We start from the raw sequence: 14,074 nt of genomic DNA, 5'->3' as shown, positions 1-14,074 counted from the left end.
GATCGGTTCCGCCACCGCCAATGAAGGTGTCCCAATTATTATTGACGCCGCCGACGGTTCCACTCTCGCTTCCAGCGAGCTGGAATGTATCGTTTCTCACAACGCCGTATCGGTCACCTATGAAAGTCTCCGCCGCGCTCGTTCCGCGCAGGCGTCCGAGATGCTTGAACCCACTGAATGGGCGGTTACGTCGCCGCCGGATAGAGCAGATCGAGCACGTAGGCGGAATCGAAGCGCGAATCGAGCATGCCGTAAGTCGACCGCCAGCCGGCTGCCAGGCGCGACTCCAGAAATGCGTCGGCGATGCGTCCCGCGCCGAGCCGGTAGAGTTCGGCGGCCGCTGCCGCGAGCGCAAGCTGCTCGACCAGCATGCGGGCCGCGCCTTCGTCGCGTTCGCAGAGCGACATGGCCGCGCGCAGAACGTCGATCGTCTTGCGACCGGAGGGGCCAAGATCGCGGCTGAAGATACCGAAGAGCTGTTCGAACAGCTCCTTGCGACGCCCGAGCACGCGCAGCACGTCGAGCGCCATGACGTTGCCGGATCCCTCCCAGATGGCGTTGACCGGCGCCTCGCGATAATGCCGGGCGAGCGCGCGCTCCTCGACATAGCCGTTGCCGCCGAGGCATTCCATCGCCTCGTAGATCAGGCCGGGAGCGATCTTGCAGCACCAGTATTTCGCGACGGGCGTCATGATGCGGGCATAGGCGGCATCCTCGGCACTGCCATGCGCCTTGTCGAAGGCATCGGCAAGACGGAACGACAGCGCGCTCGCCGCCGCGACGTCGAGCGCCATGTCGGCCAGAACCCGCGTCATCATCGGCTGGCTGATCAGTGTCTTGCCAAAAACCTTGCGGCCGCGGGTATGGTGAACGGCTTCGGCGAGCGATGCGCGCATCATGCCGGCGGAAGCCAGCGCGCAGTCGAGCCGCGTCAATGTCACCATGTCGAGGATCGTACGGATACCGGCGTCGGGCGTTCCGAGGATGAAGCCGAATGTGTCGGAAAACTCCACCTCGGACGAAGCATTGGAGCGATTGCCGAGCTTGTCCTTCAGACGCTGGAAGCGCAGTCCGTTGGCGGAACCGTCCTCGAGCAGTCGCGGCACCAGGAAGCAGCCGAGCCCGTCGCGCGTCTGCGCGAGCATCACGAAAGCATCGCTCATCGGCGCGGACATGAACCACTTGTGACCGTTCAGACGATAGATGCCCTCCCCGACGCGCTCCGCTGTCGAGGTGTTGGCCCGGACGTCGGTGCCACCCTGCTTCTCCGTCATGCCCATGCCGATGGTGACTGCGCTCTTCTGCATCCAGGGGCGGTTGGAGGAATCATATTTGCGCGACAGGATCTTCGGCGCCCATTCCTTCTGGACCGCCGGAGACGCGGTGATGGCGGCAACCGACGCACTCGTCATCGTCAACGGGCAGAGATGGCCGCATTCGAGCTGCGCCGTCAGGTAGAAGCGGATCGCTCTCGCCTTGTGCGAGCGGCCTCTTTCATCCGCCAGGTTTTCCCAGGCGGACGAATGCAGACCCGTCGTCATCGACCGGCGCATCAGCGCGTGCCAGGCCGGATGGAACTCGACGACATCGAGGCGCTCACCACGGGGGCCGTGGGTCTTCAGCTTCGGCACGCCCTCGTTGGCCATGCGCGCCAGTTCCTGCGCTTCCGGCGAGGTGACGTAACGACCGAGCACGTCGAATTCGTCACGCAACGTCTTCGGCATGCTCGACGTGATGTCGACGACGAGAGGATCGGAGCGATAGGCGTTGACACCGGACCAGGGTTTTGGCTGGTTCAGCTCGGCGAGTTTCTGTTCAGTCCGGTTCATCTGATTCATGGGCCGGTTCTAGCGCAAGTTTCGCAGGCGCGAAACAGGCGCGCCCTGGAGCCGACGCAAGTTTTCTGCGGAAGGGGTGGTGCGCCGCTTGCCCGGCCCCTGACCACGCTTTATAGAGCGAGCCAATCTACAGCGCCGCGCGTCTCATCGACGCGCAAAGGTCGCTGTAGCATATTGAATTGCTGCATGTCTTTTTCCTTAAATCGAGGTCGATTTAAGGAGACATGCGGTAGAGAGTGCAAGGGCGGCTCATGATCACTTTCCCGCATCGCCACCTGCTCGGCATCAAGGGCCTCACGGAACAGGACATCACGCTCCTGCTCGATCGCGCCGACGAAGCCGTCAAGATCTCCCGGCAGCGGGAGAAGAAAACCTCCTCGCTGCGCGGGCTGACGCAGATCAATCTTTTCTTCGAAGCCTCGACCCGGACGCAGTCCTCGTTCGAACTGGCGGGCAAGCGTCTCGGTGCCGATGTGATGAACATGTCCGTCGGCAATTCCTCGGTGAAGAAGGGCGAGACGCTGATCGATACGGCGATGACGCTAAATGCGATGCATCCCGACGTGCTGGTCGTGCGCCACTCCTCGGCGGGTGCTGCGGCGCTGCTTGCCCAGAAAGTTTCCTGCTCGGTCGTGAATGCCGGCGACGGTCAGCACGAGCACCCGACCCAGGCGCTCCTCGACGCGCTGACGATCCGCCGTGCCAAGGGCAAGCTCTCGCGGATCGTCGTCGCGATCTGCGGCGACGTCCTGCATTCGCGCGTCGCCCGATCCAACATTCTGCTGCTGAACGAGATGGGAGCGCGCGTACGCGTCGTCGCACCGGCGACACTGCTCCCCTCCGGGATCGCGCAGATGGGCGTCGAGGTCTACCACTCCATGGCGGAAGGACTGAAAGGCGCGGACGTCGTCATGATGCTGCGGCTGCAGCGCGAGCGCATGGCCGGCTCCTTCGTGCCCTCCGTGCGCGAATATTTCCACTATTACGGCCTCGACGCCGAGAAGCTGAAAGCGGCCAAGGACGATGCGCTGGTGATGCACCCGGGGCCGATGAACCGAGGCGTCGAGATCGCTTCCGAAATAGCCGACGGTCCGCAAAGCGTCATCGAACAGCAGGTCGAGATGGGCGTCGCCGTGCGTATGGCCGTGATGGAAACGCTTCTCCTCTCGCAGAACCAGGGGCCGCGCCTATGACCAGACCACTCGTTCTGAAAAACCTGCGCATCGTCGATCCGTCGCGGGCCCTCGACGAAACGGGCACGATCATCGTCGGCAGCGACGGCCGCATTCTTGCAGCCGGCAGCGACGCCCAGAACCAGGGTGCGCCGGACGGCGCTTTCGTTAAGGACTGCGCCGGTCTTACGGCAGTCCCGGGTCTCGTCGATGCGCGCGTCTTCGTCGGCGAACCCGGAAGCGAGCATCGCGAGACGATCGAGTCGGCCTCCCGTGCGGCGGCGACAGGCGGCGTTACCTCGTTCATCGCCATGCCGGACACAGATCCGGTTATCGACGAAATCGCCCTCGTCGAGTTCGTGCAGAAGACCGCGCGCGACAAGGCGCTCGTCAACATTCACCCGGCTGCAGCCCTCACCAAGGGCCTGCTCGGGGAAGAGATGACCGAAATCGGGCTGCTTCGCGACGCGGGCGCCGTCTGCTTCACCAACGGCCGGCAGCCGGTTCACGACACGCTGGTGCTGCGCCGCGCCATGACCTACGCGCGCGAATTCGGTGCTGTCGTCGCGCTTGAGGCTCGCGACAAATATCTCGGCGCCAACGGCGTCATGAACGAGGGCTTGCTCGCAAGCTGGCTCGGCCTTCCGGGCGTTCCGCGCGAAGCGGAGATCATTCCGCTCGAACGCGACCTTCGCATCGCCGGACTGACCAAGGCCGCCTACCACGCCGCCGAGATTTCTGTACCGGAGTCGGCAGACGTCGTGCGCGTCGCGCGAGAGCGCGGCACAAACGTCACCTGTGGCATCTCGATCAATCATCTGACGCTGAACGAAAACGACATCGGCGAGTATCGGACCTTCTTCAAATTGTCGCCTCCGCTCCGCTGCGAAGACGACCGCGTCGCGATGGCCGAGGCTCTTGCAAACGGGACGATCGACATCATCGTATCATCGCATGATCCGCAGGATGTCGACACCAAGCGCCTGCCCTTCTCCGACGCCGCCGATGGCGCGATTGGCCTTGAAACGCTGGCAGCGGCCGCGCTTCGCCTCTACCACAGCGGCCAGGTGCCGCTGATGCGGCTGATCGATGCGATGTCCACGCGCCCGGCGGCGATCTTCGGCCTCGAAGCTGGCACGCTGAAGCCGGGCGCGAAAGCCGACGTCACCGTTCTCGACCTCGATGAACCCTGGGTCCTCTATGAGAAAGCGCTGGTTTCACGCTCGAAGAACACGCCTTTTGAAAATGCCCGCTTTACCGGACGCGTCGTCCAAACTTATGTTGCGGGCAAGCTGGTGCATTCAGCGTAGACCGGAGCTGATAGGCGGGGGAGGAACCGGTGGAGTTATTATCCTGGCAGCTCGGGCTGCCCGCGACGTTTGCATGTCTCGTCTTCGGCTATCTTCTGGGGTCGATCCCCTTCGGCCTCATTCTTACGCGCATGGCAGGCCTCGGTGACGTCCGCCAGATAGGCTCGGGCAACATCGGCGCCACGAACGTACTTCGAACCGGCAACAAGAAGCTTGCCGCGGCGACCCTCCTCCTCGATGCGCTCAAGGGCACAGCCGCTGCCGCCATCGCCTCTCGGTGGGGCATCGAGGCTGGCCTTGCCGCGGGCCTCGCCGCTTTCCTCGGACATCTCTATCCGGTCTGGCTCTCGTTCAAGGGCGGCAAGGGTGTTGCAACCTATATCGGCGTGTTGCTGGGCCTTGCACCGGTAATGGTGCTCGTCTTCGGTGCAATCTGGCTCGCCATGGCCAAGATCACGCGTTACTCGTCGCTGAGCGCCCTCACAGCGACAGCCCTCGTGCCCGTTGCGCTTTATGCGACCGGGTATGGAAAAGTGGCACTGCTGTTCGCTATCATGACCGTCATCACCTGGACCAAGCATCGTGCCAACATCCAGCGACTGCTTAGCGGCACGGAAAGCCGGATCGGGGAAAAGGGATAATGTTGAACGTCAGCGCCCAACACACAGGAATCGCGCTGACGGAACGGCAGAAAATCGCTTGGCTGCGGCTGATTCGCAGCGACAATGTCGGCCCCGCTACCTTCCGGGACCTGATCAATCACTTCGGCACGGCAGAAGCGGCGCTTGAAGCGCTGCCCGACCTTTCCCGGCGCGGCGACTCGGATCGCACATTTCGCATTGCGACCATCGCGGATGCGGAACGAGAGCTCGAGGCGGCGCACAGGTTCGGCGCCGTCTTCGTCGGGATCGGCGAGCCGGATTATCCCCCGGCATTGAGAGAGATCGACGGCGCTCCGCCGCTCATTGCCGTGAAGGGCAATGTCCGGGCGGCGACGCGCCCTTCCCTCGGTATCGTCGGTTCACGCAATGCGTCAGTGAGCGGAGCGAAGTTCGCCGCCATGATCGCGCGCGATGCTGGAGCGGCAGGCTATGTCATCACCTCGGGGCTCGCCCGTGGAATCGATACTGCCGCCCATCGCGCAAGCCTCCGGACCGGCACGATCGCGGCACTTGCCGGCGGCCTCGACCAGCCCTATCCGCCTGAGAACATCGAGCTGCTGCAGGAGATCACATCCGGCGAAGGACTGGCGATCAGCGAAATGCCCTTCGGCTGGGAACCCCGCGCCCGCGATTTTCCGCGGCGAAACCGGCTCATCGCCGGCGTCAGTCTGGGAGTCGCTGTCGTCGAGGCGGCCAATCGGTCCGGTTCGCTGATCACCGCCCGTTATGCCGCCGACTTCGGCAGGCTGGTCTTCGCGGTTCCCGGATCACCGCTCGATCCGCGCTGCCATGGCACGAATGATCTCTTGAAACAGGGCGCGACCATTACGACATCCTCCGCCGACGTCCTGGAGGCGCTGGCGCCCCTCACGCGAGACGACCTCCTGACGCGTCTGGACGTAAAGGAGCCGACGATCGAGAACACGCGAGCAGCACCTGCGGCACCGGACGACAGCGAACGCAACCGCATCATCGAAGCGCTCGGGCCGACGCCGGTCGAAATCGACGATATCATCCGCCACACCGCGCTCTCGCCCTCGCAGGTTCACCTCGTGCTTCTTGAACTGGATCTCGCGGGCCAGCTCTGCCGGCATGGGGCGAGCCTGGTGTCTCTCGTCCCCAAGGAATGACGTGCCGCCACGGGCTGCTCCGCGCCATCGAAGCCCACGCAGACTCGCGGAAAGAACGACCCTCGGTTGAGAAAACTCGCAATTTGCCGTTTGGTTGCGGTCTGTGGCGATATTGCTATTTTCAATGAAACCCCTTGACCGCGCCCGAATCCCTGTCCATTTCGTGGCGTCAATATCCGGCGCGCCGCATTTGCGCACTGCCAAAAGAGATTGTCTCAGAGAATGACGATGAATGTTGTAGTGGTGGAATCGCCTTCCAAGGCCAAGACGATCAACAAGTACCTGGGTCCCGGCTACAAGGTGCTTGCTTCGTTCGGCCACGTGCGGGACTTGCCGGCCAAGGATGGGTCGGTGCGCCCGGACGAAGACTTCGAGATGTCCTGGGAGGTTGACGGCGCTTCAGCGAAACGTATGAAGGATATCGCCGACGCCGTGAAATCGTCGGACGGCCTGATTCTCGCAACCGACCCGGATCGCGAGGGCGAGGCAATCTCCTGGCATGTGCTAGACCTTCTCAAGAAGAAGAAGGTCATCGGCGACAAGCCGGTCAGGCGCGTTGTCTTCAACGCGATCACGAAAAAGGCCGTGCTCGATGCAATGGCCGAGCCGCGCGATATCGATATCTCGCTGGTCGACGCCTATCTCGCCAGACGGGCGCTTGACTATCTCGTCGGGTTCAACCTGTCCCCGGTCCTTTGGCGCAAGTTGCCGGGCGCGCGTTCGGCCGGCCGTGTGCAGTCCGTGGCGCTGCGCCTCGTCTGCGATCGCGAAGCGGAAATCGAACGTTTTGTCACCGAGGAATACTGGAATATCTCTGCGCTCCTGAAGACGCCGCGCGGCGACGAGTTCGAAGCGCGCCTCGTCTCGGCCGACGGCAAGCGGCTGCAGTCGAAAGCGATCGGCAATGGCGAAGAGGCCAATCGGCTGAAGACCCTGCTCGATGGCGCGAGCTATGTGGTCGAAAGCGTCGAGGCAAAGCCGGTCAAGCGCAATCCGGCACCGCCCTTCACCACCTCGACGCTGCAACAGGCTGCCTCTTCCAAGCTCGGGTTCTCCGCCTCGCGTACTATGCAGGTTGCCCAGAAGCTCTACGAGGGTGTCGATATCGGCGGCGAGACCGTTGGTCTCATCACCTATATGCGTACAGACGGCGTGCAGATGGCGCCCGAGGCGATCGACGCTGCGCGCCGGGCAATCACCAGCCAGTTCGGTGAACGCTACCGGCCGGAAAAGCCGCGCTTCTACTCCACCAAGGCGAAAAACGCCCAGGAAGCGCACGAGGCCATCCGACCGACGGATTTCAACCGTGTGCCCGACCAGGTGCGCCGCTTCCTCGACGGCGATATGCTCAAGCTTTACGATCTCATCTGGAAGCGCGGCATCGCGAGCCAGATGGCTTCGGCCGAAATCGAACGGACGACCGCCGAGATCATCGCCGACAACGCCGGCAAGAAGGCGGGCCTCAGGGCCACCGGCTCCGTGATCCGTTTCGACGGCTTCATCGCGGCCTATACCGACATGAAAGAAGACGGTGAGCAGGCCGACGACGGCGACGAGGACGGTCGGCTGCCGGAGATCAACGCGCGGGAGAACCTCGCCAAGCAGAAGATCAACGCCACCCAGCACTTCACCGAACCGCCGCCGCGCTATTCGGAAGCGACGCTGATCAAGAAGATGGAAGAACTCGGCATCGGCCGTCCTTCGACCTATGCCGCAACAGTCACGACGCTCCTCGACCGGGACTATGTGACCACCGACAAGCGCAAGCTGGTACCCCAGGCCAAGGGCCGCCTTGTAACGGCCTTCCTGGAGAGCTTCTTCACGCGCTATGTGGAGTATGACTTCACCGCGTCTCTGGAGGAGAAGCTCGATCAGATTTCCGCCGGCGACCTCAACTGGAAGGACGTCCTGCGCGAGTTCTGGAGGGATTTCTTCTCCCAGATCGAAGATACCAAGGAACTGCGCGTCACCAACGTCCTCGATGCCCTCAACGAGGAGCTGGCGCCGCTCGTTTTCCCGAAACGTGAGGACGGCAGCGATCCGCGCATTTGCCAGGTCTGCGGGACCGGAAAACTCTCGCTGAAGCTCGGGAAATACGGTGCGTTTGTCGGCTGCTCCAACTACCCGGAGTGCAACTACACGCGCCAGCTTTCCTCCGAAAGCAATGGCGATGCGGAAGCGTCGGTATCGAGCGAGCCGATGAGCCTCGGCAAGGATCCGCATACCGGCGAGGAAATCACGCTGCGCAGCGGGCGGTTTGGTCCCTATGTCCAGCGCGGCGAAGGTAAGGACGCAAAGCGCTCCAGCCTGCCGAAAGGCTGGACGCCGGCATCGATCGACCATGAAAAGGCGATTGCACTGCTGTCGCTGCCGCGCGACATCGGCGCGCATCCGGAAACCGGCAAGATGATCTCCACCGGTCTCGGGCGCTACGGACCCTTCGTGCTGCACAACGGCACCTACGCCAATCTGGATTCGATCGAGGATGTCTTTTCGATCGGGCTCAACCGCGCGGTTTCGGTGCTCGCGGACAAGCAGTCGAAGGGCGCCAACGGCTCCCGCGGACGTACTGCCGCGGCCGCGCTCAAGGAACTCGGAGAACACCCGGACGGCGGCCCGATCACGGTGCGCGACGGGCGGTTCGGTCCCTATGTAAACTGGGGCAAGGTCAATGCCACGTTGCCGAAGGGCAAGGATCCGCAAACCGTGACCGTCGAAGAAGCGCTGGCGCTCATTGCCGAACGAGCCGCCAAGGGCGGCACGACGAAGGGCAAGGCGACCAAAGCCAAGTCAACGACGACAAAGACCGCCAAGACTGCCTCGAACGGCGCGGTAAAGACTGCCAAGCCGAAGACCGCCGCCAAGGCGAAACCGAAAACGGCCGCGAAGGCCAAGAAGGACTGACGTTGACCAGAATCCCGCGCGACCCGACGGAACGGCCCGGAAAGGGCGCAAACAAGAAGAACGGCCGCGCGGCCAAGGCGGCACCTGCCGCCGAAAGGGAGACGATCATTCATGGCGCGGTTCCGCCGCGCGATGTGCTGATGCGCTTCATCGCAGAGAACCCGCAGGAGGCCTCCAAGCGGGAAATCGCCAAGGCCTTCGGCCTGAAGGGAGAGGCACGCGTCGAACTGAAGGCACTGCTGCGCTCGCTGGAAGAGGATGGACTGGTCGAGAAGAAACGCAAATCGCTCGTCCGCCCGGGCGGTCTGCCGCCCGTCACCGTTCTCGATATCACGATACGCGACATCGATGGCGAATTGATCGGCCGGCCGGCGGAATGGCTGGATGACGACGGCGTCGCGCCCGCCGTCCTTATCAAGCAATCCGCTGTCGGCAAGGCAAAGGGCAAGGCGCCCGTCGGCGGTCTCGGCGACCGGGTACTGGCGAAGATATTTCCCTCGAAGGACCGCGGCGGCCCCGCCTATACCGCGCGCATCATCAAGGTCCTCGACAAGCGCAAGGATGCCGTGCTCGGCGTCTTTCGCCCCACTCCCGGCGGCGGCGGGCGGCTGATGCCGATCGACAAGCGCGGCGAAGAAATCCTGGTCGATCCGGAATTCACCGGCAGCGCCAAGGACGGCGATCTTGTGGAGGTGCATCTTGCCCGCCTTGGGCGGTATGGCCTGCCGCGCGCCCAGGTGCAGAACGTCATCGGCTCCGTTGCGTCGGAGAAGGCGATCTCGATGATCGCCATTCATGCGCATGGAATTCCCTACGTCTTTTCCGAGCGGGTGCTGAACGAGGCACAGGCAGCACGTCCGGCGACGATGGAACACCGCGAAGACTGGCGCTCGCTGCCGCTCATCACCATCGATCCGACCGATGCCAAGGACCATGACGACGCCGTCTACGCGGAGCCGGACCCCTCGCCCGACAATCCAGGCGGCGTGATCGTCACCGTCGCGATTGCTGACGTCTCCTGGTATGTGCAGCCGAAGTCCGCTCTCGACCTCGAAGCGTTGAAGCGCGGAAACTCCGTCTATTTCCCCGACCGTGTCGTGCCGATGCTGCCCGAGCGCATTTCCAACGATCTCTGCTCCTTGAAGGAAGGTGTCGACCGTCCTGCGCTTGCTGTCCGGATGCGCTTTTCGAAAGAGGGTCGCAAGGCCGGACACACGTTCCACCGCATCATGATGCGCAGCGCCGCCAAGCTTTCCTACAACCAGGCCCAGGCCGCGATCGACGGGGCGCCGGACGACAAGACCGGCCCAATCCTGGAAACGATCCTCAAGCCGCTCTGGGAGGCGTACCGCATACTCACGCGCGGACGCGACCGGCGTCAGCCGCTCGAGCTCAACATGCCGGAGCGCAAGATCATCCTGAAGCCCGACGGCACCGTGGACCGCGTCTTCGTGCCGGAACGCCTCGACGCGCATAAGCTGATCGAGGAAATGATGATCCAGGCGAATGTCGCCGCGGCAGAGACGCTGGAACAGAAGCGGCAGGCGCTCATCTATCGCATTCACGATCAGCCGTCGCTTGCAAAACAGGAGACGCTTCGCGAATTCCTCGCGACGCTCGACATCTCGCTCGTCAAGGGCGGCAACATGCGTTCGAACCACTTCAACGGGGTTCTCTCCAAGGCAGAGGGCAAACCTTACGAGACGATGGTCAACGAAATGGTGCTGCGCTCGCAAAGCCAGGCGATCTACAGCCCTGAAAATATCGGGCATTTCGGCTTGAACCTGATGAAGTATGCCCACTTCACCTCCCCTATCCGACGCTATGCCGATCTGGTCGTCCATCGCGCCCTGGTCACCGCGCTCGGCCTCGGCGCGGGCGGGACGACGCCGCAGGAGGAAGGTGCGCTCGACGATATCGCCGCCGAGATTTCCACCTTCGAGCGGCGGGCGATGGCGGCCGAGCGCGATACGATCGACCGGTTGATCGCGCATCACCTGAACGGGCGCATCGGCGAGGAGTTCGACGGTCGCGTCTCAGGCGTCACCAAGGCGGGACTTTTTGTCACCCTGCCTGCCTATGGTGCCGACGGCTTTGTCCCTATATCTACGCTCGGACGCGACTATTACATCTATGACGAGGCCCATCAGGCACTGTCAGGCGAAAAATCCGGACTTGGCTATCGTCTCGGAGATCCGGTGCGCGTCAAACTGGAGGAGGCCGTGCCGCTCGCCGGTGCGCTCCGCTTCGAGATGCTGAGCGAAGGGCGAAAGATGCCGACCGCAACACGCTCCTTCCACAAGGCCGGCCGCCGCGATCGGTCCGGTGCGCGCAAGCGACCTGGAACGCGGCCGCCGCGAGGCAGGAGATAGCAACCGACAGGAATGCGGTGTCGGACATGAAGGATATCGATATGAAGACAGCGGCCATCGAAAAGCTCCAGCTTGGGGGAGCGGAGGACGGGGAGCGTGCCGTCACGCGCTCGATCAAGCGCGGTTTCCTCGGCCGGTGCCCTGCCTGTGGCGAAGCGCGCCTTTTCCGGGCCTTCATCAAGTCCGTCGATGCCTGTGCTGCGTGCGGCGAGCGCATGGATCACCATCGCGCCGACGACTTCCCGCCCTATATCGTCGTGACGATCGTCGGCCATGCCGTGCTCGCCGGCTACATGATGACCGACCTCGTGTTCCCGCTTTCGACCTGGCAGCATCTGGCGATTTGGGCGCCAGTCACGCTTGCGAGTTCCGTTGCGCTGCTGCAGCCGGTCAAGGGTGCCGTCATTGGACTGCAGTGGGCTCTCAGGATGCATGGTTTCGGCGGCAAGGAAGATACCCCGGAAGACATCCTTCCGCCGCGAGACGCCTCGGCATGACATTGGAGCGCCGTAGTGGCAGCGCAGCTTCGCCGCAATCCGGCCCCCCGAGAGGACGGCCCGTAAGGCCGCGGGACGCAGCTTCGATCATGGTCCTCGACCGGTCAGACGCGCGCGTTCGTGTGCTCATGGGAAAACGCCACAGCGCCCATGCCTTCATGCCCGACGTCTATGTCTTCCCCGGCGGCCGGCGCGATCCCTCCGACTATCGGCTGGCCTTTGCGGGCGATCTCGATCCGGCCGTTCTGCAATCGCTGAAGTCGGTCGAAGGGCGACCGCTGACCGAAGCCCGGGCGCGGGCGCTCGCTCTGGCCGCTGTGAGGGAGCTTTACGAGGAGGCCGGCGTCCGCGTCGGCAAGCCAATCGTCGAACCGAGTGCCGCACTTCCCTTCCTTCCCGATCTTGCAGACTTGCGCTATATGGCTCGGGCCATTACTCCTCCGGGACACTCGAGGCGGTTCGACACACGTTTCTTCGCGGTTTTCGCGGATGAGGCCGATATCGACGCCTCGCTGATTCTGGAAAGCCGGGAGCTTCAGGATTTGCAGTGGATCGATGTGAACGACCTTCCACCTCTCCGGATACCGGAGATCACCGCCACGATCCTTGCGGACCTGAGGAGCAGCCTCGAATCGGATCCCTCCCTTCCTCGTGAAAGGTCAGTGCCGTTTTACTTCATGCGCCGTGGGCGCTTTGTCCGCACGCTCCTCTAAGGGTTCTTATCGAATGTCAAAGCCGCCGTCCGGTACGCCTGCACCGGTTGACGAAATTCACTGGCTTTCGCTGATTGCGGCCGTTGCTGCAATCACGGCGGTCGGCATTGCCATCGGCCTGGGGTTGCCGCTGCTCAGCATCATCATGGAGAAGCGCGGAATCCCCTCGACACTGATCGGGTTCAACTCGGCGATGGCCGGCTTCGCTTCCATGGCGGCAGCACCGTTCACGACGAAATTCGCGCACCGTCACGGCGTCGCCCAGACAATGCTCCTGGCGATACTTTTTGCGGCTGTGAGCGCGCTCGGGTTTTACTACATCACGAATTTCTGGCTGTGGTTTCCCTTGCGCGTCGTCTTTCACGGCGCGATTACCGTGCTTTTCATCCTCTCCGAATTCTGGATCAACGCAACGGCACCTCCCAACAGGCGCGGTTTCGTGCTCGGTATCTACGGCACCGTCCTTTCGCTCGGTTTTGCCAGCGGTCCCCTGCTCTTCTCGATCCTTGGCAGCGAAGGTATATTGCCCTTCGCCGTTGGCGCCGGCGTGATCTTGCTTGCGTCGATACCGATCTTTCTGGCGCGCAATGAAAGCCCCGTCCTCGACGAGAAGCCCGAGCTCCATTTCATGCGCTATGTGTTCCTCGTTCCCACGGCAACCGCCGCAGTGTTCATTTTCGGCGCCGTCGAATCGGGCGGTCTCTCGCTGTTCCCGATTTTCGGCACGCGGGCCGGCTTTACCGAATCGCAAGCTGCGCTGCTGCTGACCGTCATGGGAGTCGGGAACTTCATCTTCCAGATTCCGCTGGGCATGCTGTCCGACCAGGTGAAAGATCGCCGTACACTTCTCTCAGCGATGACGCTGATCGGCCTCATTGGCGCCCTCTGTCTCCCGATGCTGGTCGAAAGCTGGGCTCTGATGGCGCTCGTGCTGTTGTTCTGGGGCGGTTGCGTTTCCGGCCTCTACACGGTCGGCCTCAGCCATCTGGGTTCCCGCCTCCAGGGCGCCGATCTTGCAGCGGCCAATGCCGCCTTTGTTTTCTCCTACGCCGTCGGCACTGTTGCCGGCCCGCAGGTGATCGGCGCCGCAATGGACGTTACCGGCAACGACGGTTTTGCCTGGGCGATCGCGGCTTTCTTCGGGCTTTATGTTGCGCTTTCAGTGGTCCGGATCGTTTTGAAGCCAAAACGGCCTTGACTTTTCGGTCGCGATTTGTAGTTTCGCGCCAACCTTGCCCGTGGCCCGCAACCGGTTGTCCACGGCTTTCATTTTTATAAAGGCAGGACGACCATGGCGAAAGCTACCACCATCAAGATCAAGCTGCTGTCGACAGCCGACACGGGTTTCTTCTACGTCACGACCAAGAACAGCCGTACGATGACGGAAAAGATGACGAAGACCAAATACGACCCGATCGCAAAGAAGCACGTCGAGTTCAAGGAAACGAAGATCAAGTAAGATCAGCGTTCCATTCA

The 14,074-nt window shown here is 62.8% G+C and carries 11 protein-coding genes; 10 read left to right on the top strand and 1 reads right to left on the bottom strand.

The features are described 5' to 3' along the window. Window positions 1-185: 185 nt before the first annotated feature. Window positions 186-1,838, bottom strand: coding sequence for an acyl-CoA dehydrogenase family protein (locus tag QA637_RS04685; RefSeq protein ID WP_136504310.1), 1,653 nt, complete (start codon window positions 1,836-1,838; stop codon window positions 186-188). A gap of 251 nt (window positions 1,839-2,089) precedes the next feature. Between QA637_RS04685 and QA637_RS04680 the strand changes: the two genes are divergently transcribed. The 10 genes from QA637_RS04680 (at window position 2,090) to rpmG (ending at window position 14,057) form a co-directional block, all read left to right on the top strand. Beyond that, entirely contained in the window at window positions 2,090-3,031 is a 942-nt protein-coding gene (locus tag QA637_RS04680; RefSeq protein WP_283063939.1) for an aspartate carbamoyltransferase catalytic subunit, read from the top strand. Further along, on the top strand, window positions 3,028-4,320 hold the full coding sequence (locus QA637_RS04675; RefSeq protein WP_283063937.1) for a dihydroorotase: 1,293 nt from the start codon (window positions 3,028-3,030) through the stop codon (window positions 4,318-4,320). The genes QA637_RS04680 and QA637_RS04675 overlap by 4 nt, the downstream gene beginning before the upstream one ends. Window positions 4,321-4,349: 29 nt before the next feature. Then, window positions 4,350-4,961: a glycerol-3-phosphate 1-O-acyltransferase PlsY gene (gene plsY / locus QA637_RS04670; protein ID WP_283063935.1), complete on the top strand. Its 612-nt coding sequence runs from the start codon at window positions 4,350-4,352 to the stop codon at window positions 4,959-4,961. Continuing rightward, window positions 4,961-6,112 carry a DNA-processing protein DprA gene (gene dprA / locus QA637_RS04665; RefSeq protein WP_283063934.1) on the top strand — a complete coding sequence of 384 codons (1,152 nt, stop codon included), beginning with the start codon at window positions 4,961-4,963 and terminating at the stop codon, window positions 6,110-6,112. The genes plsY and dprA overlap by 1 nt, the downstream gene beginning before the upstream one ends. Window positions 6,113-6,340: 228 nt before the next feature. Next, window positions 6,341-9,016, top strand: coding sequence for a type I DNA topoisomerase (gene topA, locus QA637_RS04660; RefSeq protein WP_283063932.1), 2,676 nt, complete (start codon window positions 6,341-6,343; stop codon window positions 9,014-9,016). A gap of 2 nt (window positions 9,017-9,018) precedes the next feature. Next, entirely contained in the window at window positions 9,019-11,388 is a 2,370-nt protein-coding gene (gene rnr / locus QA637_RS04655; RefSeq protein ID WP_283063930.1) for a ribonuclease R, read from the top strand. A 41-nt stretch (window positions 11,389-11,429) separates the two neighbouring features. Beyond that, the gene (locus tag QA637_RS04650) at window positions 11,430-11,885 is read left to right on the top strand and encodes a DUF983 domain-containing protein (protein ID WP_283063928.1); all 456 of its coding nucleotides are present in this window, start codon (window positions 11,430-11,432) and stop codon (window positions 11,883-11,885) included. Further along, a complete protein-coding gene (locus QA637_RS04645; RefSeq protein WP_428843119.1) occupies window positions 11,882-12,598 on the top strand; it encodes an NUDIX hydrolase in 717 nt (238 codons plus the stop codon). Before QA637_RS04650 ends, QA637_RS04645 begins: the two co-directional genes overlap by 4 nt. Before the next feature lie 13 nt (window positions 12,599-12,611). Continuing rightward, window positions 12,612-13,796, top strand: a complete 1,185-nt coding sequence (locus QA637_RS04640; protein WP_283063924.1) for an MFS transporter — start codon at window positions 12,612-12,614, stop codon at window positions 13,794-13,796. 93 nt (window positions 13,797-13,889) lie between these two features. Further along, complete coding sequence (gene rpmG / locus QA637_RS04635) at window positions 13,890-14,057, top strand: 50S ribosomal protein L33 (RefSeq protein ID WP_153436600.1); 168 nt, start codon at window positions 13,890-13,892, stop codon at window positions 14,055-14,057. Window positions 14,058-14,074 lie beyond the last annotated feature (17 nt).

It is taken from the genome of Sinorhizobium terangae, assembly GCF_029714365.1.
In the GTDB taxonomy this organism is placed as follows: domain Bacteria; phylum Pseudomonadota; class Alphaproteobacteria; order Rhizobiales; family Rhizobiaceae; genus Sinorhizobium; species Sinorhizobium terangae.
The sequence above is the reverse complement of the archived record's forward strand: the minus strand, read 5'-3'. Positions and strand labels throughout refer to the sequence as shown.